This is a genomic window from Vibrio sp. 2CM40D, assembly GCF_023161825.1.
In the GTDB taxonomy this organism is placed as follows: Bacteria; Pseudomonadota; Gammaproteobacteria; order Enterobacterales; family Vibrionaceae; genus Vibrio; species Vibrio alginolyticus.
On the sequence record NZ_JALNTL010000008.1, the window covers coordinates 196,343 to 218,027 of the forward strand.

Annotated in this window: 21 protein-coding genes and 2 tRNA genes; 12 read left to right on the forward strand and 11 right to left on the reverse strand. The window is 44.5% G+C overall.

The genetic code is table 11. From position 1 onward, the window contains the following. Entirely contained in the window at positions 1-450 is a 450-nt protein-coding gene (locus MTF70_RS18605) for a DUF411 domain-containing protein (protein WP_158173717.1), read from the forward strand. A gap of 65 nt (positions 451-515) precedes the next feature. Here MTF70_RS18605 and MTF70_RS18610 read toward each other — a convergent pair whose 3' ends face one another. Continuing rightward, positions 516-1,208: an oligogalacturonate-specific porin KdgM family protein gene (locus tag MTF70_RS18610; protein WP_005382004.1), complete on the reverse strand. Its 693-nt coding sequence runs from the start codon at positions 1,206-1,208 to the stop codon at positions 516-518. A gap of 439 nt (positions 1,209-1,647) precedes the next feature. Beyond that, positions 1,648-4,299, reverse strand: a complete 2,652-nt coding sequence (locus tag MTF70_RS18615; RefSeq protein ID WP_213986691.1) for a beta-N-acetylhexosaminidase — start codon at positions 4,297-4,299, stop codon at positions 1,648-1,650. Between the two features lie 494 nt (positions 4,300-4,793). Here MTF70_RS18615 and MTF70_RS18620 point away from each other — a divergent pair, with 494 nt between their 5' ends. Together MTF70_RS18620 and MTF70_RS18625 are read left to right on the forward strand one after the other, a co-directional pair. After that, the gene (locus tag MTF70_RS18620) at positions 4,794-5,666 is read left to right on the forward strand and encodes a TraB/GumN family protein (RefSeq protein ID WP_005382001.1); all 873 of its coding nucleotides are present in this window, start codon (positions 4,794-4,796) and stop codon (positions 5,664-5,666) included. 112 nt (positions 5,667-5,778) lie between these two features. Next, positions 5,779-6,201: a hypothetical protein gene (locus tag MTF70_RS18625; RefSeq protein WP_005382000.1), complete on the forward strand. Its 423-nt coding sequence runs from the start codon at positions 5,779-5,781 to the stop codon at positions 6,199-6,201. Between the two features lie 186 nt (positions 6,202-6,387). Here the strand turns inward: MTF70_RS18625 and MTF70_RS18630 are convergent. Continuing rightward, a tRNA-Pro gene (locus MTF70_RS18630) sits at positions 6,388-6,464 on the reverse strand. Positions 6,465-6,723: 259 nt separating this feature from the next. Here MTF70_RS18630 and MTF70_RS18635 point away from each other — a divergent pair. The 3 genes from MTF70_RS18635 (at position 6,724) to rluF (ending at position 8,830) form a co-directional block, all read left to right on the forward strand. Next, the gene (locus MTF70_RS18635) at positions 6,724-6,864 is read left to right on the forward strand and encodes a DUF3149 domain-containing protein (protein ID WP_005382236.1); all 141 of its coding nucleotides are present in this window, start codon (positions 6,724-6,726) and stop codon (positions 6,862-6,864) included. Positions 6,865-6,996: 132 nt separating this feature from the next. Continuing rightward, complete coding sequence (smrA, locus tag MTF70_RS18640) at positions 6,997-7,578, forward strand: DNA endonuclease SmrA (protein WP_205460848.1); 582 nt, start codon at positions 6,997-6,999, stop codon at positions 7,576-7,578. Between the two features lie 94 nt (positions 7,579-7,672). Beyond that, positions 7,673-8,830 carry a 23S rRNA pseudouridine(2604) synthase RluF gene (gene rluF / locus MTF70_RS18645; RefSeq protein ID WP_017634839.1) on the forward strand — a complete coding sequence of 386 codons (1,158 nt, stop codon included), beginning with the start codon at positions 7,673-7,675 and terminating at the stop codon, positions 8,828-8,830. 64 nt (positions 8,831-8,894) lie between these two features. Here rluF and ybaK read toward each other — a convergent pair whose 3' ends face one another. The 8 genes from ybaK to hemA all read right to left on the reverse strand — a co-directional run bounded on the left by ybaK (position 8,895) and on the right by hemA (position 16,750). Beyond that, complete coding sequence (gene ybaK, locus MTF70_RS18650; RefSeq protein ID WP_205460847.1) at positions 8,895-9,368, reverse strand: Cys-tRNA(Pro) deacylase; 474 nt, start codon at positions 9,366-9,368, stop codon at positions 8,895-8,897. A gap of 102 nt (positions 9,369-9,470) precedes the next feature. Beyond that, a complete protein-coding gene (gene ushA / locus MTF70_RS18655) occupies positions 9,471-11,153 on the reverse strand; it encodes a bifunctional UDP-sugar hydrolase/5'-nucleotidase UshA (RefSeq protein WP_005382230.1) in 1,683 nt (560 codons plus the stop codon). A 220-nt stretch (positions 11,154-11,373) separates the two neighbouring features. Then, positions 11,374-12,225 (reverse strand): 3-deoxy-8-phosphooctulonate synthase, encoded by an 852-nt coding sequence (kdsA, locus tag MTF70_RS18660; protein WP_005384095.1) that lies wholly within the window; start codon positions 12,223-12,225, stop codon positions 11,374-11,376. Positions 12,226-12,278: 53 nt separating this feature from the next. Beyond that, positions 12,279-13,088, reverse strand: a complete 810-nt coding sequence (locus MTF70_RS18665; RefSeq protein WP_042524122.1) for a SirB1 family protein — start codon at positions 13,086-13,088, stop codon at positions 12,279-12,281. Between the two features lie 5 nt (positions 13,089-13,093). After that, complete coding sequence (locus tag MTF70_RS18670; RefSeq protein WP_005382225.1) at positions 13,094-13,477, reverse strand: SirB2 family protein; 384 nt, start codon at positions 13,475-13,477, stop codon at positions 13,094-13,096. Positions 13,478-13,517: 40 nt separating this feature from the next. Then, on the reverse strand, positions 13,518-14,372 hold the full coding sequence (gene prmC, locus MTF70_RS18675) for a peptide chain release factor N(5)-glutamine methyltransferase (protein WP_042524123.1): 855 nt from the start codon (positions 14,370-14,372) through the stop codon (positions 13,518-13,520). A gap of 3 nt (positions 14,373-14,375) precedes the next feature. Continuing rightward, positions 14,376-15,464 (reverse strand): peptide chain release factor 1, encoded by a 1,089-nt coding sequence (gene prfA / locus MTF70_RS18680; RefSeq protein ID WP_005382222.1) that lies wholly within the window; start codon positions 15,462-15,464, stop codon positions 14,376-14,378. Positions 15,465-15,493: 29 nt separating this feature from the next. Beyond that, positions 15,494-16,750: a glutamyl-tRNA reductase gene (hemA, locus tag MTF70_RS18685; RefSeq protein WP_005384104.1), complete on the reverse strand. Its 1,257-nt coding sequence runs from the start codon at positions 16,748-16,750 to the stop codon at positions 15,494-15,496. A gap of 134 nt (positions 16,751-16,884) precedes the next feature. Between hemA and lolB the strand changes: the two genes are divergently transcribed. The 6 genes from lolB (at position 16,885) to MTF70_RS18715 (ending at position 21,569) form a co-directional block, all read left to right on the forward strand. Then, entirely contained in the window at positions 16,885-17,523 is a 639-nt protein-coding gene (gene lolB, locus MTF70_RS18690; protein ID WP_085570134.1) for a lipoprotein insertase outer membrane protein LolB, read from the forward strand. Next, a complete protein-coding gene (gene ispE / locus MTF70_RS18695; RefSeq protein ID WP_085570135.1) occupies positions 17,520-18,392 on the forward strand; it encodes a 4-(cytidine 5'-diphospho)-2-C-methyl-D-erythritol kinase in 873 nt (290 codons plus the stop codon). The genes lolB and ispE overlap by 4 nt, the downstream gene beginning before the upstream one ends. A 27-nt stretch (positions 18,393-18,419) precedes the next feature. Then, a complete protein-coding gene (locus MTF70_RS18700) occupies positions 18,420-19,364 on the forward strand; it encodes a ribose-phosphate pyrophosphokinase (protein ID WP_005393176.1) in 945 nt (314 codons plus the stop codon). Positions 19,365-19,515: 151 nt separating this feature from the next. Next, positions 19,516-20,106 (forward strand): aminoacyl-tRNA hydrolase, encoded by a 591-nt coding sequence (gene pth / locus MTF70_RS18705; RefSeq protein ID WP_005384112.1) that lies wholly within the window; start codon positions 19,516-19,518, stop codon positions 20,104-20,106. A gap of 10 nt (positions 20,107-20,116) precedes the next feature. Then, positions 20,117-21,208 carry a redox-regulated ATPase YchF gene (ychF, locus tag MTF70_RS18710; protein WP_005393178.1) on the forward strand — a complete coding sequence of 364 codons (1,092 nt, stop codon included), beginning with the start codon at positions 20,117-20,119 and terminating at the stop codon, positions 21,206-21,208. Positions 21,209-21,492: 284 nt separating this feature from the next. Next, positions 21,493-21,569: transfer RNA gene (locus MTF70_RS18715), tRNA-Met, on the forward strand. Positions 21,570-21,685 lie beyond the last annotated feature (116 nt).

Here is a 21,685-nt window from a genome sequence, read left to right on the forward strand (position 1 = left end):
ATGAAGTTGAAACTATTGACCTTTGCAATGCTTGCGACCGTGTCCGCCAACGTATTGGCAGCCGATGTCATTAACCACAAATCGCCATACTGTGGCTGTTGTGGAGAGTGGACAAAACACATGGAAGAGAACGGCTTTACGGTCGAAGAAAAATTGCACGATGATATGAACGCCATCAAACGCGAGCTAGGCATCAAGAACGAACAGCTTTACTCTTGCCACACGGCAGAGATCAACGGCTATCTGTTCGAAGGTCACATTCCAGCCGAAGACATTAAAGCGTTTTTGAAAAATCCACCACGTAACGCAAAAGGCCTATCAGTACCGGGCATGCCAATGGGCTCCCCTGGTATGGAATATGGCGACAAAAAAGACAGCTACACCGTTTACGCCTTTAACGAAAAAGGACAAGTGTTCGAATATAGCCACCACGAAGGCAACGGCAAATAAAAACAAAGCCCAGCGAGACAAACCGCTGGGCTTTTTCTTAATGGACAGTTAAGACAAATATAAAATTAGAAGCCGTAAGAGGCACCAAATACAAAAGCGTTATTCACTAGGCTGTCACCACTCGCGTTTTCTGCACCGTGTGCTTGACTACGGAACTCAAAGTAAGGTTGAACACCTTTACGAGTCCACGTTGCACGAAGCTCGTGGTCCATGGTTTCCGCTTCAATCATGTAGACGTTGTTGTAGCTTAGCGTCACATCCTCATTCATCACGTAACCGATGCGGTTGTCCATGCGGTAATCTGTATCCGCATCTGCGTCTGTCGCATCAATGTGCGCACGAGTACGGTTACTTAAGGAGATGCCGTTATCGAAGTTGTAACCGATCTTAACCAATGGACGGTACTGTACGTTCTCGCCAGCAGAGAATAGGTGTTGGTAACCCGCGGCAACCCATAAATGATCGGTAATATTAAATGACTGCTCACCACCCACAGTGATTGCTGGTGTTGTGTTACCTGCGCCACCGTTTTCTGTTTCCAGTTTACCCAACTGAATACCATCAAATTCGGTGTAAACCGTAAAGCCGCCGAATTGGTTATCAAAAGTATGACCAGCTTCCAGTGTAGACGTAACGTCCGAACCATGAATTCGACCATCATCGTGGAATTGAACATTACCTGTTACGTAAGAGGAACCAGCAAAAGCGCTAGAAGCGAAAGCGAGAGAAAGAGCACTCAGTGCAAAAATGTTTTTCATAATTACTGCCTTTATTTATTCACGTTATGCGATAGTTTTAGAGGGCATCTCTTCCCTTTTATCGCAAACTTTGGAATGTGCCTCCTTGGCGTTCGCAATATTGTTTTAATTAATTCGCGATGGAAAATAAAACATTTTAAAAAGTGATCTTGTTCAAACCGAAGCTCAACAACCCTGATAAAAACATGGAAAATACAGGCACTTATCGTATTTTTATAAAATTATTCAAAAAATAGAAGTGTGATCGTAAACAAATAATTTATTGATATTTAGCAGATTAAGTCGATCAAGTTCACAATAACCTTGACCATTACAACCAAAAACTTATTTATCAATGAAAAATAATTAGACATCGATCACGCTTAATTTCCTCAAAAAATAAAGAAAGCCCCAACATGATGTTGAGGCTTTGCCAAAAAATTAACTTACAAGAATCGAGTTATTTCACGCTGGTCACTCGACTTGCTTTCTCACCGGTTGCTGACACAGAACGGATAAACACTTCACCTTTCACATTTGGACGAGCATTATCTGCGTAAGTTAGCCAGTTCTTGCCGTCTAGAGAGTATTGAAGCTTCACACCCGGGAACTGAACGTTCATTGCCAGTTTACCCTCTTCAACTTTCGCGCCTGGTACAGGTAGGCGGTAGTCGATACCCGCTTTTTCTAGCTTAGCCAGTTCGCGTTGGCCAAGTACGTTCGCAAAGCGGTTGTAGTCTTGGTTTAGCGCAGCTTTGTTTACTAGGTTAGAGTTTTGCGAGTATTCAACACCCACTTTGTAGTCGTTTTCCCAATCAGCACGGTGCCATGCACGTTCAGCGGCTGCCAGTACGCGAGGGAATACCATGTACTCGTATTGCTCGTCGTTACGTACTGTCTCAGACCACAGCTGTGCTGATAGACCATAGAAAGGTTTCGCTTTGATTTCACCTTTACCAGTGAAGCCATTACCATCGCGGTCTACAGAGGTTTCTGCGTTCTGAGGCATGTTCTCTGGTGCAAAACCAAACATCTTACGAGTATCTGTTGCACGCGTCGCCCAGTAGTAACCACGCTCTTTCGGGTCAACTTCGTACGGCATGTCCATGTATACGTAGTCTGGGTTAGAAACGATAACGTCGTAACCTTTCTTAGACCATTCGTACACTGATGATGTGCCACCCCAGTAAAGAACGTCCCAGAAATTAACACGTGTGTTTTCTGTTGCGAACGCTTTCTCACCTTCACTGTACTTAAGGCCATCTTGCCAAGCTTGGAAGTTTGGAATGCCTTTCTCTGCCACCATCTTCGACACTTCTTCTGCAAAGTGGCTTGGTAGATGAGCAAAATCGCTTACCGTACCGTCTGCAATTAGCGTCTGACATTGTGGTGACTGTGCGAATGGCTTGTCTTGCTTAGACAAATCAATGTTACCCTTCCAGCTTACTTTGTCTTCTGCGTTGATGTCTTGCAGACCAGCGCCTAGCTTGATGTTCTTCGCTTCGTCACCACCAAAGTGCCATGTTGTTAGCGGCGTGCCCGCTTCTTGGTGCATTGCTGCTACTTCTGAAATCACTTTATCAACAAAGCGAGTTGAAGATTCCATACATGGGTTGATGAAGCTTTGCTTATTGTAGAACTGAACCGTCGTTACGTTCGATGTATCTTGAGGATCCATCAGGCGGTACTCGTTCGCTTCTGCTTCTTTACCTTCTTCCATTAGACGGTCGTAACGTGCTTCCATTGATACCACTGCTGCACGAGCGTGTGCTGGCATATCGATTTCAGGAATCACTTCGATGTTACGCGCTTTCGCGTACTTCAAGATGTCCACGTAGTCTGCTTTGCTGAAGAAGCCAGAACCAAAGTTGTCTGTCGTTGCACCTGAGCCAAGCTGAGGCAGTAAACAGCTTTTCTCTTCCAAATCGAAACAACGGTTAGCACCCACTTCAGTCAGCTCAGGCAGACCCGGGATTTCTAAACGCCAGCCTTCATCATCCGTTAGGTGAAGGTGTAGTTTGTTCATCTTGTACGCGGCCATTTGGTCAAGCGTTGCAAGAATCGCGTCTTTAGAGTGGAAGTTACGAGCCACGTCCACCATCACACCACGGTAATCAAAACGCGGCGCATCTTTAATAGACAGTTGTGGTAGAGAATCAGCATTTTGGCTATCTACCAGGCCAAAGATAGATTGTACTGCGTAGAAAGCACCTGCTTGGTCAAACGCTTTAATCGCAATACCGTCGCCTTTGATGCTCATTTCGTAAGCACCAGATTTTGCCAATTCACCGGTGAAGTCTGCAGGAACAACAGTGATGCTTACAGGAAGATCACCACGAACATCCACACCTACCACTTCTGCACGACCTTGAATTGCTGCATATTGAGCCGCATCGAATGCGTCTTTAGGCAGCGCAATACCCGCCGCGATATCTACCGTACCTTTACCTGCTTCAACAGACATTGGCGTTGGTAGTAACGTGGTTGATACGTCTTGTTTTGCTAGATCTTCGTTCTTCTCGAAACGAGACACAGCGCTCGCAAATACGTTGTTGTCATCTGGCGTACGTTTTAGGTTGTTACCCTCAAGGCCAGTCACGAAAGATGCAACGTCTTCTGTGTTAAGAGAAGCGATCATCTTAGGCTCTGCATTTGGTGCAGCAACGAAAGCGCCTGGCATGAAGTCAGTTTCAAATAGCTGCCAGTATTCAGCAACAAGAGGAAGCACAACCTCTTCACCCGCAGCAAAACCATCAAACTTATCTGTTGGTTCTAGTTTGTGTAGATCACCCGTTACGCGAGAGATTTTAAACTGTTCGTTTTCAACATCCAGAATCAGACGAATGCTATGGAAGTAAATAGCCCAATCTTTTGAGTCAACCGCTTCACCTTGGTTAACCAGCGTCATGTTTACCTTGTTACAAGACGCCCACTCAGCCCCTAAGTCCTGACAAGCAAGACCTTCGTTTGCACCGTGGTTAGTCAACACTTGGTATTGAATATCAAGATTATTAGCCAACGAATTTACAACTTGTTGTTCAGAGCTTTGCAGCGCAGAGCAACCTGCTAATGTAGTGATAACAGAAACAGCAATCAGACTAGGTTTAAACATCTTACTTCCCCAAAAAAGTCAGTGGTTCAAAACGACAATGATAAAAATCTCGGCCCCTCAAATGCGAGGTATCTAACCGTTACATTCAACATACAACCTGTTATTTCTAAGCGTAAAATAAATAGAAATAGGAAGTGATCCAGCTCAAAAAATGACACTCAGCAAAAACAATAAAAATCTAATTTTCATGGAGTTACAATACACGTCAAAATCGAACAACTTGTTTTGACGAGTTTGCTGCGATCTAGGTCACTTATATTCATGAGTTACGACTGATTTTGTAAGATTTGGATCACGCCTAATTATTTTGTGAACCATTAGTAAGCGAATTACCTATTTACCTTTCGTGAAGTGACTCTCATTTATTCGTCGTCAAAACTCGTCAATATTTTTAGAAATGACGATTTTGTCGAATACCCCACTGGAGAAATTGCACTTAACCTCACGCTATTTTGCGTATAAAGTTTAAAGGTATCTTATCTGAGGACCATTCTATGTTTCGTCTCTTGACGCTCATATCATCTCTACTTGTTACTTTGACTCCTTTTTCCTCTTATGCAGAGCCACAGCATTGGTTAGCGAAAAAAGGGGAAACCGAACTTATGATTATTGGCTCGGTACATGTGGGGGATAAAACGATGTACCCACTCCCTAGAACGGTCATCCAGCATTTAAGCCAAAGCGCAGGGTTGATTATTGAAGCAGACGTCAGGAATTCTGAAGGCTTGGTTTACCCACAAACAACCATTCTTTCTAAAGATGTTTTAGACAGAGCTCAACGTCGCCACTTAATTGAAATTGCCCAAGATTTAGGTTTGCCAGAAACTCAACTCCTAAATTCCCCACCTTGGATGGCAGCATTCACCATCCAACTCGCTTTAGTCAACAAACTGGGGTATGTCTCTGATAAAGGGGTCGACATGCACTTAATAGGACTCGCTGATAAAAAGCAAATCCCGGTCATTCCACTGGAGTCCGTGCAATTCCAAATCGATTTAATCGCAGGTCAATCAGAAGGCGGTAAAGAGATACTTCTCTCATCAATTGAAGAATATGATGGCGGAGAAGAGTTGGTTCAATGCTTGATAGAGAGTTGGAAGAGTGGTGATGGTAGCATGTTGGTCGAAGCCTCTTTGACCGATCATACAACAGAAGAGTTTAACCAAGCCTTTTTATACGAGCGTAATCGAGATTGGGCTAAAAAACTCGACACTGGCAGTGTTCTACCTCAGCAATCGGGTCGTTACACCGTTGTTGTTGGTGGCTTGCATTTAGTAGGTAAAGATAACCTGATTGAACTGCTTAAAAATCGGGGATTTAACATCAAACCACTGGGTAAGACGCGCCAAGCAAATTGTGATATCTAGTGATTGTTTGAAAAATGCCATTTAAATACAATTATTTAAATACAACCATTTAAAATTCATTCAAACTTTCTTATAAAACGCCGTTAAGCTAAGTGGATACAAAACAACTCATATGAAATTTAAATATTTATTCCTATACACGATTGGAATTATGCTCACTTCTTCGCTGTCTTATGCTAAACCGCCATGCAACGTAGAAGCTTTTCAAGCTATTGATATAACTCCGGAAGTAAAAGGCGGTGTTTTAGATAAAGAGAGTGGTCAATTTCTTATTACCGAAAAACCAATGATGCGTTGCGCGAACATCACGTTTTCAACAGCCCACACTCGAAATCGCGTTGCACATATGATGAACCAAGGCTTTGAAGCGGTTTACTATGATGGAAATACAAGCAAATCTCACTCAGTAACGTTTGATGAAGACGATTTAAAAGCGGGTTACGTCAAGATTGGTCCAAATCACCCAAAGACCGCTTATGTCTGCTTCACTACTTCTGAAACTCCTATCAATACTATCTCGTGTGACATCAAGTAATAAATTTACTCACTCTAAAAAATGAAAAGGCCCTACATTTCTGTAGAGCCTTCCTCTCAATACGTGTCGGTGAAGTGCCATATTCGAACATCAGGCGAACCCCAATTTGATTCGATACTATTGAAGTCTAAAATTACTAGCGCTAAAAACGACGAAAGCCTGCTCATTGAGCAGGCTTTCTAAAAGTGGTCGGTGAAGAGGGATTCGAACCCCCGACCCTCTGGTCCCAAACCAGATGCGCTACCAAGCTGCGCTATTCACCGAGATGTTTAACTGAGGAATTGTCCCCGTCAACGAATGCGTATATTACGGATTCTGAACTGTGGCGCAAGTGCTTTTTACAAAAAAACCTTAGGTCTTAATTCGTTTGATGAATAACTGAACACTAGCACGTAAAATGTGACTGATAACTCACAACAAAATACAGTTTATTAACCTTAGCAACATAATTGATCCAGATCAGTGTGCAACAAGACACCGCCATTTAGTTTATTCCTGTCGGGAACATCTTGGAGGAAACGTATGGACTTTTGGCTTGATCTCCTATTTGGTAATGCAGTGGGTCTATCGTCAATGATAGTAATTTTTGGGGCAATTGGTCTGATGTTATTTTACGGCGGTTTCTTCATATACAAGATCATGAACGACAAATCTCCTCACTAGATCTCGCTTAGCTCTAGAAACGCTTTGCACCGGAGTCGGTTACTTGCCTACTCCGGTTTTTTATTTGATCTCAATGCACCACGCATTGATATAATCCTATTATTCTTCCCTGTTCTTAATGAGATTACTGCTATGTCTCACGACGACGATTTTGATCTATTTCAACAGATGATGGGCGATGTAAAGCCAATCACTCAAGACACCACCGAACACAAAAAAGTACACCAAGTAACAGAAGCACAGCTCGCAAAACGCGAAGCAGCAATCTGGTTAACGGAAGATGACCCAGAATACCTATCACTTGATCACGCTGAAATGCTCAAGCCAGAGGACTTTGTTGAGTTCAAACGTGATGGTGTACAGGACGGGGTTTACCGCAAACTTCGCCTTGGTAAGTATCCAATCCAAGCTGGCTTGGATTTGCACCGTAAAACATTGAAAGAAGCACGTGATGAAGTCGTGACGTTTTTAAAGCAATGCCTATCAATGGACATTAGAACGGTCGTTATCGTCCATGGTCGAGGAGAACGCTCAAATCCACCTGCAATGATGAAAAGCTTTGTTAGCAGTTGGCTACGACAAATAAAGGAAGTCCAATGCGTCCATAGTGCGCAACGCTTTCACGGTGGAACTGGAGCCGTTTACGTCCTACTTAGAAAAAGTGCGGAAAAGAAATTAGAAACCCGCGAACGTCACCAAAAACGGTTAGGCTAAATTTCACCCTAATGCTAGAATGCCCGCCCTTATTCTTCCTTCCCCTTAAAGGAAGGGAGCTTCATTCGCCGTTGTGAAACGTTAGGAGACAAAAATGTCACAAGACAACGCTAAACGATTAAATAAATTCATCAGTGAAACGGGGTTTTGCTCACGCCGTGAAGCAGACAGACTGATTGAGCAAGGCCGTGTCACCATTAATGGCAACAAACCTGAAATGGGGACAAAAGTGCTACCTGGTGATGATGTTTGTGTGGATGGTAAGCCAGTGGCAGCAAAAGAGAAGCCGATTTATATCGCTCTCAATAAACCAACAGGCATCACCTGTACAACTGAGAGAGACGTCCCTGGAAACATCGTTGATTTCATCGGCCACCAAAAACGTATCTTTCCGATCGGCCGCTTAGACAAACCCTCTGATGGTCTGATCTTTTTGACCAACGATGGCGACATCGTGAACAAAATCCTTCGCGCAGGCAACAGCCACGAAAAAGAGTACGTCGTACGCGTGGACAAGCCAATTACAGGCGAGTTTCTCAAACAGATGTCGAGTGGCGTTAAGATTCTCGACACAGTCACCCTACCTTGTAAGGTAACGAAAGAAACTAAATTCTCTTTCCGTATTGTGCTCACTCAAGGACTTAACCGTCAGATCCGTCGCATGTGTGAAGCGCTGGGCTATGAAGTATTCAAGCTGCGTCGCGTACGCATCATGAATATCTCTCTTGATGGTATTCCCAATGGGAAATGGCGTTATCTAAGTGACGAAGAAGTGGCAGAGATCCTAGCAATGTGTGAAGGCTCGGTAGGTACAGAAGAAGCATCAAAAACAGACTCTAGAGGTCGCAACATTCGTAAAGCGACCGACGCGAAGCTGTTTGATAGCCGTGAAGAAAACCAAGATTCTACTGCTCGTCGTAACCAGAAGACACGAACTTTCCGCGGTAACAATGCTGATGAATTCCGTCATGCACCAAACTCGAAAAAAGGTCAACAAAAGCGTCGTCAGCGTGATGATGAAGGCGGACGTCCAGCTAAAGAACATTACAAAGCGAAATCACAAGGTGAACGCAGCAGACCGCAAGGCGAGCATGGTAAATCGCACCGTAAACCAGATGCATCGAGCAATACGCATTCAGCAAACAAGCCTCAATCACTGAGTAAGCCTAAGCAGCATTACATGAACCCAAATGCCGCGAAACCAAGCAAACCAGCTAAACGCACTGGTGGTACATTGAGTCTGAAGAAGTAACGCTTCACTGACAGGCAAGATCAAAAAAGGACGCTCATGAGCGTCCTTTTTATTTGTCATGAGTTTACAAACAAAGAGGTGCAAACTGACCACGAGTTAAGCTCAGCAAATCTCTCGGGGCTAACTCAATTTCTAAACCACGTTTACCAGCACTCACACAGATTTTGTCTTGCTCTGCTGCGCTTTCGTGCAAAAAAGTAGGTAAGGCTTTCTTCTGCCCTAGTGGGCTAATTCCACCAACGACATAACCTGTGGTCTTTTGGGCGATTTCCGGATCAGCCATATCGGCCTTTTTGCCCTTCGCTGCTTTCGCCGCCAGTTTTAGGTTCAGCTTTTGGTCAACAGGGATAATCGCAACCGCAAGGTTCTTTGGCTCCCCGTTCAAGCAGAACAGCAAGGTTTTAAATACTGTTTTCGGATCCTGCCCCAGTACTTCAGCAGCCTCCAAGCCATAACTATCGGATCTAGGGTCATGCTCATACTGATGAATCGTGTGTGGAATTTTTTTCTTTTTCGCAAGATTAATGGCCGGAGTCATCAAGATTCTCCTCATAAAAACAAAAAGCGCAGATTGAATTGGATCTGCGCTTTTAGTTAATGATATCAGCGAGTTTGAGTCAATCGCTTTTTCTCTGTTGGGTTACTGATCAATCGCCGTATCAACTAAATACGTGATTTCACCTGAAGGGGCATACTCATTAACATCAATAGGGCTATGTGTTTCTAAATAATCCTTCAAAACCTCAGCATCGGTAAAACCTGTATTTACATACCCTGGATGATCGTCGATTTTAGGGTAACCATCTCCACCAGCAGCATTATAGCTTGGTACGGTAAAGCGGTAATTACCATCTAAGCGAAGTTGCTTATTACCAATGAACACATTGGTTACCTCACCATTATTGATACTCATCGCAATGCCGGCAAACTGCGCGTAAGCTCCAGAGTCGACAGGTTTAGTTGCAACGACATTTAGGTAATCCAATACTTCTTTGCCCGTCATATCAACGTAAGAGACCATATTGCCAAATGGCTGAACAGTCAGCACATCTTTGTAGGTAATCTCACCTGCTGCAATCGAATCGCGAACGCCGCCAGAATTCATTACGGCGAAATCTGCTTTCGCACGTTCCATGTGAGCCGTTGCAATTAATCGACCTAAGTTTGTTTGCTGGTAACGAACCACATTGCGGTCACCCTCAAGCTTACCGTTAGATTCTGCAATCTTCACGTTTAGTTTGCCCTGACCTTTTTCTTGATAAGGACGAAGAAACTCAAGCATCATTTCGTCTTGTTTAATCTCATCTTGGATCAAGACTCGTTGCGACTGACCATCAACTTTAACTTTCTTTTTCAAGTTTACAGGGATTAGATCGTAGCTCACCATCGAGAGTTCGCCATTACGAAACTCGTAATCGGCGCGTCCCACATATTTCCCCCACTCATGTGCCTGAACAATAAAGGTACCATTTTGTTTATCGGGCTGACATTCATCACCTGGTTTAAAGTTCTTTTTGATAACGTTTGGACCTTCCATGCACACAGGTTCTTGTGAGTGTCCTCCAACGATCATGTCGAGATCGCCGTCATTCAAATAACGAGCTAACGCCACATCGCCAGGAGCATTGATGCCTCTATTACCATTTTCATAGTGTCCCATATGCGTGACAGCAAAAATCAGATCTGGATACTCTGTTTCTTTCAGTTCTGCAATCAGCTTCTTGGCTTCTTCTTTTGGGTCACGGAAGTCAATTTGTTCAATGAATTCAGGGTTGCCAAGTTTCGCAGTGTCTTCGGTTGTAAGACCAATGACCGCAATTTTAATGCCCTGCTTTTTAAACATCGCGTATGGTTGGAATAAACGCTTGCCAGTATTTTTATCGTAAATATTGGCAGACAACATCGGAAAGTTTGCCCACTCTTGCTGCTTGAATAGCACGTCCAATGGATTATCAAACTCATGATTACCTAGAGCCATCGCATCGTAACCAATTTTGCTCATGCCTTTGAAATCCGGCTCGGCATCTTGTAAATCAGACTCAGGTACTCCTGTGTTGATGTCACCACCAGAAAGCAATAACACGCTCCCCCCCTCAGCCTGTATTTCTTCGCGCAAATCATCGATTAACGTTTTACGCGCCGCCATGCCATATTCACCGTATCGATTTTGCCAAAAGCGACCATGATGATCGTTAGTGTGCAATACGGTCAATTTATAGGTTGTATCGGCATTCCATTCTGGTGCAGGTTGCGTAGCACACCCAGCTAACGAGGCCAAGATAGCGGCACTCAAAACAGTTTTGATCATCAGACGCTGATTCATTTATTTACCTTTTTCTTATTGGGATTACTGATGCACATTTTAAGCATTGGATCTATTTGAAAACCACGTGCACCCTAACACATTGATTTAATAATTATGATGCATTGTTTAGCAATAACAAATTCATCAGTAACAAGTTTGAGAATTCACGGCTTTTCAGATAAAAAAATAGCCAACACTCGGTTGGCTATAGTATGTGTTACCACCAGTCATCTGGCGTTTACTTGATATCGATATCTGCAAAGCTCTTGATCAGATCATCAAGCGATTTCATTTGTGCTAAGAATGGCTCTAACTTGTCTAGAGGCAGTGCAGATGGGCCATCACAACGCGCTTGGTCTGGGTTTGGGTGCGCTTCGATAAATAGACCTGCGATGCCTGTCGCTAGACCCGCTTTTGCAAGTTCAACTGTCTGCTCACGACGGCCGCCAGATGCTGCGCCTGATGGGTCACGCATTTGTAGTGAGTGCGTTACGTCAAAGATGATTGGGCTACCTTTCGAAGCATTTTTCATCACACCAAAACCAAGCATATCAACCACTAAGTTGTCGTAGCCGTGGCAAGAACCGCGCTCACATAGGATGATCTTGTCGTTACCGCATTCTGCGAACTTCTCAACGATGTTACCCACTTGACCTGGGCTCATAAATTGAGGTTTCTTCACGTTGATAACCGCACCTGTTTTGGCCATAGCTTCAACAAGGTCAGTTTGACGAGCTAGGAATGCAGGAAGCTGAATAACGTCTACCACGTCAGCGACGGGTTGAGCTTGTGCTTCAGTGTGAACGTCCGTGATGATCTTTACACCAAAAGTGTCTTTCAGCTCCTGAAAGATTTTCATACCTTCTTCCAGACCTGGACCACGGTATGAATGAACAGAACTGCGGTTTGCTTTGTCAAACGACGCCTTAAATACGTAAGGAATACCAAGTTTTTCCGTTACTTTTACGTAGTGCTCACAGATCTGCATCGCAAGATCACGAGACTCAAGAACGTTCATACCTGCAAATAGGGTGAATGGCTTGTCGTTAGCAACCTGAATGTCGCCGATATTAACGATTTTCTGTTCCATTTTGATTCTCTTTTTCTGTCCACGATACGCCACAGTTCGGCACATCGATAAAATTAGTGAAGTGTGACGTGCGTTTCACTCATCACATTAACTTGTGATTTTAGTAGCTCGGAAGCCGGATCGTCAGGGCATTGGTCAATAAAGTACTGAAAATCTGATACCGCTACTTGAGGGCACTCTAGCTGTTGGAAAATAAAACCACGGTCACGAATTTCGTATGGGTCATCTGGCACAAACGTTAGAGCAAGATTTGTACAACGTAATGCCAGCGTATAATGCTCTTCACGCAACATCGCACTTTTAATCAATGCCAACCAGCGACCAATAATTGTTGGGTTGTCAGCTTCCTCAAAATGTTCAGCCTTTAGCTGAGCTAGCGGTCCTTCCTGGCCAATAAGCCAAGCTTGAAGAATCCTTTCACCTACATACTCACCATTAAATGGGTTGATGTAGTCTGGCTTCTTATGCATCCAGTCGACTTTTAACAGGAACTGAGTAGGGAAAGTAACTCCCTTCAACGGGAACCCCAGCTTTTTGCCTAGGTATAACAAAATCGAACCTAAGCTCACAGGAATACCTTTTCTGCGCTCCAACACTTTATCGATGAAGCTGTTGTCCGAAATAAAGTATTCCTGCTCGTCGCCTTTGAATCCCCACTCGTGGAAAAACAGTCGTAGGAATGCATCAAATCGTTGCTCTTCATCGGTTTCATGAACAAGCGTGGCTTCTGCATCTTTGTAAAGACGCTCTAACTCTTGTTTCGCCCAATGTACTTTGGTTTCTGGGTTAATCGCTTTGTTTAGCTCAAGCGCACCTTCCACCAACGGTATATTGTCAAAATCTTCGTCAAAAAACTCTAACATGACGTCTATCCAAATAACGTAGGGCTCTTAGACACAGCAATGTTTGCAGCCATGACCAACCAACCTAATGCGCCGAAAAAGCCAAATATCTTCAGTAGGTTGTTTTTCGCAAGTTTCAATGAGAAGAATCCAAGCGCAATGTACGCCAGTACGCAGGTGATTTTGTTTGTTAACCACGGTGCGGCATCGGTAAACGGGATGAAACCAGTAATGAAAATAAGCGCGATACCTGACACTAGCAATGCAGTATCAACGATGTGGGGAAACACTTTCAAAAAGCGATTATTTCGCTTCGGTGAGTTCATCATCATTAACACGAATCGGATCGATAGTAGCGTCGCGCTGAGAGCGATCGTCACTAAGTGTATGTGTTTTAGAGCTACGTACATTTTTCTTCTCTTTTTAGTTAGTGTTTGCTGACTTCCATGATTAACTGGCCAGACAACCAAGTGTTACTCGATCGTTACCGCCATAATCTTTTTCCGTAGCGACCTGTTGGTAACCAAAGCCACGCATTATCTCACGCACCGCCTCACCTTGATCATAACCATGCTCAAATGCCAGCCAACCGCCCACTTCAAGATACTGACGAGCAAGATCCGAGATATGACGAATATCAGCTAAGCCATTCTCTTTAGCAACTAATGCAGATTTTGGCTCAAAGCGCACATCACCTTGGGATAAATGTGGATCTTTTTCATCAATATATGGCGGGTTGGAGACAATTAAAGCAAACTTCGTACCTTCTGTAATAGGCTCAAACCAACTGCCTTGAGCAAAGGTCACATTTTTGATGTTTAGCTGCTCAGCATTGTACTCTGCAAGTGCTTTCGCTTCTTGTTTGAGATCTACGCCCATTACTTGACGTTTTGGCATTTCAGATGCGAGTGCGATAGCAATTGCCCCCGTCCCCGTTCCAAGATCTAAAATAGGCCCAGTCTGCTCGTAGGTCTTATCGAGTGCAACTTCGACCAAACGTTCTGTATCCGGTCTTGGGATCAAGGTAGAGGGAGAAACTTTGAACGGTAAAGACCAAAACTCTCGCTCACCAATAATATAAGCGACGGGTTCACCAGTTAAACGTCGTTCAAGTAGAGCGTCGAATTTTGCTTGTTGCTCTGCTTCTAATGCTTTTTCTGGCCAGGTCAGTAGATAAGTTCGTGGTTTGCCAAGGACATGGCAAAGGAGTACAGCTGCATCGAGAGAAGGCGACTCTTTGCCGCCTTCTGCCAGTTTCGCCGTCGCACTTTTCAGTGCTTGCTCAATCGATTGAACTTGGCTCATCGATTAGCCGTTCTCTGCGAGCGCCGCAAGTTGGTCTGCTTGGTGCTCTTGAATCACAGGATCAATCAAGCTCTGCAGGTCACCTTCCATCACTTCGTTCAAACGATAGATGGTTAGGTTGATACGGTGATCAGACACACGACCTTGTGGGTAGTTGTATGTACGAATACGGTCACTACGGTCACCAGAACCTAGAAGGTTACGACGTGTATCAGACACTTCTGCGGCACGACGCTCTTCTTCCGCTTGAACGATACGAGCAGCAAGAACAGCCATTGCTTTCGCTTTGTTCTTGTGCTGTGAACGCTCATCCTGACACTCTACTACCGTACCCGTTGGTAAGTGGGTAATACGAATTGCAGAATCCGTGGTGTTAACGTGCTGACCACCCGCGCCAGATGCACGGAACGTATCGATTTTCAGGTCTGCTGCTTTGATTTCAGGCAGATCCGCTTCAGGGATTTCCGCCATTACTGCTACTGTACAAGCAGAAGTATGCACACGGCCTTGAGATTCAGTTGCAGGAACACGCTGTACACGGTGACCGCCTGACTCAAATTTCAACACGCCGTATGCACCGTCGCCGCTCACTTTTGCGATCATCTCTTTGTAACCACCGTGCTCAGCCTCGTTTGAAGACATGACTTCGATGCGCCAGCCACGCTTTTCTGCGTACTTGCTGTACATACGGAATAGATCACCCGCGAAGATACCCGCTTCGTCGCCACCCGCACCTGCACGAATTTCTAGGAAACAGTTACGATCATCGTTCGGATCTTTTGGCAGAAGAAGAATCTGTAACTCATCAGTAAGACGCTCAATCGTCGCTTTCGCTTCTTTGATTTCTTCTTGCGCCATTTCACGCATTTCTTCGTCGTCCTCGTTTGCCATCTCTTCAGCGGCGACAAGATCTTCTTGTGCTTGTTGATAAGCTTGGAAGCACTTGGTTACTTCTTCTAGCTGAGAGTACTCTCTTGATAGAGCACGGAATTTGTCCTGATTTCCAATTACATCAGGATCACCAAGAAGATGTTGAACTTCTTCGTAACGTTCTACTAGCGTTTCTAGCTTAGTCAGAATAGAGGCTTTCATAGTGTCGTTTTCTTAATAAAAAGCGTGAGTTATAGATCATCCAAGCCAAGTGTTTGGCGGATAATCGTTAATTTTGCTGGTTCGCCTTGCTCTGCTGCACTTTGCAATGCGCGAGTTGGAGCGTGAATCAGTTTGTTGGTGAGTTTATTACTCAGCTCGCGCAGCACTTTCTCCGGATCTGCGCCTGCCGCTAAAGATTGCAAACTTTTGCTCAGTAACTCTTCACGAATTTCGTTGGCTGATTTGCGATAGTCGCGAATACTATCGACGGCTTGCAGTGAACGCAACCATGTCATAAATGCAGCGCTTTCTTCACTAACAATCGCTTCAGCTTGAATCGCTTCGACTTTACGCTGCTCAATGTTGCTGTCGATGATAGATTGCAAGTCATCAACAGAATACAGATATGCGTCGTTCAGTTCACCGACTTCCGACTCTACATCTCGCGGCACCGCAATATCGACCAACAAGATAGGTTGATGCCGGCGCTGCTTTAGAGCCGTTTCGACCATACCTTTGCCAATAATAGGCAATGGGCTCGCCGTTGAGCTAATCACAATATCCGCTTTCGCCAAATGTTCAGGAATTTCGTTCAAACTGATCACTTCTGCGCCAAATTGGTCCGCTAAGCCTTGCGCGCGCTCTTTAGTGCGGTTCGCGACAATCATTTTTGTGCAACCGTTGGACGCTAAATGCTTCGCGACCAATTCAATCGTCTCACCCGCACCAACTAAAAGCACGGTTGAATCTGATAACGACTCAAAAATATGTTTTGCCAGTGTACATGCCGCATAAGCCACGGACACGGCATTACCACCAATATCTGTCTCTGTTCTCACCCGTTTGGCGACTGAGAACGTCTTTTGAAACAGTTTATCAATCGAGGCATCGACGGCTTGATGATCTCGCGAGTCAGAAAATGCTTGCTTTACCTGCCCCAAAATTTGAGGCTCACCCAACACCAGAGAGTCAAGACCGCACGATACGCGCATCAAATGCTTTATTGCAGCTTGTTCTTCATGAACATACAAACTCGGCATTAAATCTTCGCGGCTCACTTGATGAAATTGAGCAAGCCAATCGATCAACTTGTTTCGCGCTCCTTGCTTAACATCGCAGTACAACTCAGTTCGGTTACAGGTTGAAACAATCACACTGCCGTTAACTGCTTCGTGCTCTCTAAGTTGCTCGAGTGCAGGGCCGAGTTTATCCGGACCAAACGCCACCTTCTCTCGCAAGTCGACAGACGCTGTATTGTGATTAATTCCAATAGCAAGCAAGGACATCTAACGTGGTATCTCTGGGATAGGTTATAAAATAGGTCCAGAATTTTACTGTAAGCACGCATTTATTGAAAGGGTAAGCCGGATTTGTTTTCCTAAGTGCGACTTTTCAATGCTATAGTTGTGAGCGATTCCCGATGAAACTGATTAATAAGCCATCAAACATGACGTTACGCTCCTTTATTCTTTTTTTCTTGTCGAGCTTACTGCTCGCTGGTTGTTCGTCCGTTCCTGAAAGTGTTACCAGCGTTGAATGGCAAGCTCATGAGCAGCGACTCGAAACCATCCAAGATTTTCAAGCAACGGGGAAACTTGGTTATATTGGCCCAGACCAAAGACAAAATTTAAACTTCTACTGGAAACATTCTTCAGCACTAAGCCAGTTGCGTTTAACAACGATTCTCGGACAAACGGCATTAAAGCTCACCATCACCCCACAAGGCGCCACAGTAGAAACTTACGACGATCAGGTCCTTTCTTCTCGCAGTGCTAACCAGCTGATTTACCGTCTTACAGGGTTGATGATGCCCGTCGAACACATGCCTGACTGGCTATTAGGTCTACCGACCGATGCCGACAAATTCCAACTGTCTCCAACCAATACACTGCAAGCGTTAAACAAACAAATTGGTTTAAATGATTGGAGTATTGCATATCAACGATATGGCGACGTTCAATGGCATGAACAGTCTCTCCCTCTGCCAAATAAGCTGAAACTCACCACAGCTGATGTCAAAATAAATCTAGTGATCACAAAATGGAACATCACCCAATGATTGAACTTTCAACACGCTGGCCATCACCAGCGAAATTGAATCTCTTTCTATATATCAACGGCCGTACAGAGAATGGCTACCACGAGTTACAAACCTTATTCCAATTCGTCGATCACGGCGATGAGCTCACTATTCAAGCGAACTATTCTGGTGATATTACAATTTCTCCAGAGATAGAAGGTCTGCCTCTTCAAGACAATTTAATTTGGAAAGCAGCAACCGCGCTTCAAGCTTACTCAAACTGCCCTTTTGGCGCGCATATTGAGCTACAGAAAGTGCTGCCTATGGGTGGAGGCATTGGTGGGGGCTCATCGAATGCAGCTACAGCATTAGTGGCACTGAATTACTTATGGCAACTGAATCTAACTGACGACGAACTGGCTGAAATAGGTTTAAAACTAGGCGCAGACGTGCCCGTATTTGTGCGCGGATTTGCAGCTTTTGCTGAAGGTATTGGTGAAAAACTCTCTCCTGCTTATCCCGAAGAAAAGTGGTATTTAGTCGTCAGACCGAATGTATCTATCGCAACCGTCGACGTTTTTTGTCATCCAGATCTAACGCGAAACACCCCAAAACGAGATCTAGAAACACTTTTAAATACGCCAAGCGTAAACGATTGCGAAAAAATTGTACGAATGCTCTACCCAGAGGTTGATAAGCAACTTTCTTGGCTGCTACAATACGCGCCGTCAAGATTGACGGGGACAGGATCTTGCGTTTTTGCTGAATTTTCGAGCAAATCTGAAGCAGAAACTATCCTTGCACAACTCTCTGATAAAGTCTCGGCATTTGTCGCTCAAGGGCGCAATATTTCGCCATTAAAAGAGACTTTGGCTGAATACCAATCAGCCTCACACCGACCTATTTAAACTGGACGCAAACCCGAGGTTTCCACCGTGCCTGATATGAAGCTATTTGCTGGTAACGCAACACCTGAACTAGCCCAACGTATTGCTGATCGTCTTTACATCTCTCTTGGTGATGCATCTGTTTCTCGCTTTTCTGATGGCGAAGTTGCAGTTCAAATCAATGAGAATGTTCGTGGTAGCGATGTTTTCATCATTCAATCCACTTGTGCACCGACTAACGACAACCTAATGGAATTGGTTGTTATGATTGATGCAATGCGCCGTGCTTCAGCAGGCCGTATCACTGCAGTTATCCCTTACTTCGGCTACGCTCGCCAAGACCGTCGTGTACGTTCTGCGCGTGTGCCAATTACTGCAAAAGTTGTTGCTGATTTCCTATCTAACGTTGGTGTTGACCGCGTTCTAACTATCGACCTACACGCAGAGCAAATTCAAGGCTTCTTCGATGTACCTGTAGACAACATCTTCGGCACGCCAGTGCTACTTGAAGATATGCAGGCTCGCGGTCTAGATAACCCTGTAGTGGTATCTCCTGACCTAGGTGGCGTTGTTCGTGCTCGTGCAACAGCAAAAGCACTAGGCGACATCGACATCGCAATCGTAGATAAGCGTCGTCCACGTGCAAACGTTTCTGAAGTAATGAACCTAATCGGTGATGTTGAAGGTCGTGACTGTGTGATCGTTGATGACATGATCGACACAGGTGGCACACTATGTAAAGCAGCTGAAGCACTAAAAGAGCGCGGTGCTAAGCGTGTATTCGCTTACGCTACTCACGCAGTATTCTCAGGCAACGCTGCGGATAACATCAAGAACTCAGTTCTTGACCAAGTTATCGTAACTGACTCTATCTCTCTGTCTAAAGAGATGGCTGCAACAGGTAAAGTGACAACACTAAGCCTATCTCGCATGCTGGCTGAAGCGATTCGTCGTATCAGCAACGAAGAGTCAATCTCTGCAATGTTCAACTAATACGAACATTTCAGTTACACTGATTTCAAAAGCACCCCTCTTTGGGGTGTTTTTTTATTTGTACTGATAACTAGAAAATCCCTTGGTCGCCCACCGCGAGTTTTCTGTGCTATCATACTGCGCTTTTTGAGATTCCAGAGAGATCCTAACCTTGAGTCAACAAATCAAACTTCTTGTTGGTCTTGCTAATCCAGGACCAGAATACGCCAGAACTCGTCACAATGCGGGCGCTTGGGTTGTAGAAGAATTAGCACGCGTTCACAACGTTACACTGAAGAACGAACCAAAGTTTTTTGGTCTAACAGGACGCATTATGGTCAATGGCCAGGATCTCCGTTTGCTTATCCCAACCACCTTCATGAATCTATCAGGTAAATCGATCGCAGCGCTTGCGAAATTTTATCAAATTAAACCTGAAGAGATCATGGTTGCTCATGACGAGCTAGACTTACCGCCAGGTGTCGCTAAGTTTAAAAAAGGTGGGGGGCACGGTGGACACAACGGTCTGCGTGACACCATTAGCAAACTGGGCAATAACAAAGATTTTTATCGTCTTCGTATTGGCATTGGTCATCCGGGACACAAAGATAAAGTGGCGGGTTTTGTATTAGGTAAAGCGCCAGCTAAAGAGCAAGAGCTTTTAGATGCAGCAGCTGATGAGGCTGTTCGTTGTCTAGATATCCTGATTAAGGATGGCCTATCTAAAGCACAAAATCGCCTCCACACGTTCAAAGCTGAATAAGGTTACTATCATGGGTTTTAAATGTGGCATCGTTGGTCTACCTAACGTAGGTAAATCAACTCTGTTCAACGCACTAACTAAAGCGGGTATCGAAGCAGCAAACTTCCCGTTCTGTACCATTGAACCAAACACTGGTGTGGTTCCTGTGCCAGATCTACGTCTAGACGCACTAGCTAAGATCGTTAACCCACAGAGAGTTCTTCCAACGACGATGGAGTTCGTGGACATCGCTGGTCTTGTTGCTGGTGCATCACGTGGTGAAGGTTTAGGTAACAAATTCCTAGCTAACATCCGTGAAACAGACGCGATTGGCCACGTTGTACGTTGTTTTGAAAACGAAAACATTGTTCATGTTTCAGGTAAAGTTTCACCTATTGAAGATATCGAAGTGATCAACCTTGAACTTGCGATGGCTGATCTAGATTCTTGTGAGCGAGCGATTCAACGTAACGCGAAGAAGGCAAAAGGCGGCGATAAAGACGCAAAATTTGAACTAACCGTACTAGAAAAACTGTTACCAGTACTAACTGAAGGCGGCATGGCACGCACAGTTGAGCTATCTAAAGAAGAGTTAGCAGCAATCGGCTATCTAAACTTCCTAACACTGAAGCCAACTATGTACATTGCAAACGTAAACGAAGATGGCTTCGAAAATAACCCATATCTAGATGCGGTTCGTGAGTTCGCAGAAAAAGAAAACAATGTCGTTGTACCTGTATGTGCAGCTATCGAATCTGAACTATCTGAACTAGAAGATGAAGATCGCGAAGAATTCCTAGCAGATATGGGGATCGAAGAGCCGGGCCTGAACCGTGTAATTCGCTCTGGTTACGAACTACTGACTCTACACACCTACTTCACAGCAGGTGTTAAAGAAGTACGTGCTTGGACAATCCCTGTTGGTGCAACTGCGCCTCAGGCGGCAGGTAAGATCCACACTGACTTCGAGAAAGGCTTTATTCGTGCAGAAGTAGTCGGTTACGACGATTTCATCCAATTCAATGGTGAAAATGGCGCAAAAGACGCAGGTAAATGGCGTCTAGAAGGTAAAGACTACATCGTAAAAGATGGCGATGTTGTACACTTCCGCTTCAATGTTTAATTAAATGAATGAATTCTAAACACTTCATTTACACTAAAAGCCAGCTGTTAAGCTGGCTTTTTTAATACCTTAAGTAAATGAACAAAAATAAATTACGCAACTGCAAGCTAATTTATTTCCAGTTTTAGATCATAAACACGCCTCTTTGTTTAAAAAGGAAGCGAACGAGGTTTTTTCCGAAATTTATTAAAAAAAACTGTTGACGGATCTCACTCAACTTCGCATAATGCGCGCCGTTCCCAACGACAAGGCAACAAAGCGTTGAGAACAAAAAATATGGTTTTGGCTACGTAGCTCAGCTGGTTAGAGCACATCACTCATAATGATGGGGTCACAGGTTCGAATCCCGTCGTAGCCACCATTCCTAAATGTTCTTTTTATCAGAGCAGTTAGGAATAGATGCGGAAGTGGCGGAATTGGTAGACGCACCAGATTTAGGTTCTGGCGCCGCAAGGTGTGAGAGTTCAAGTCTCTCCT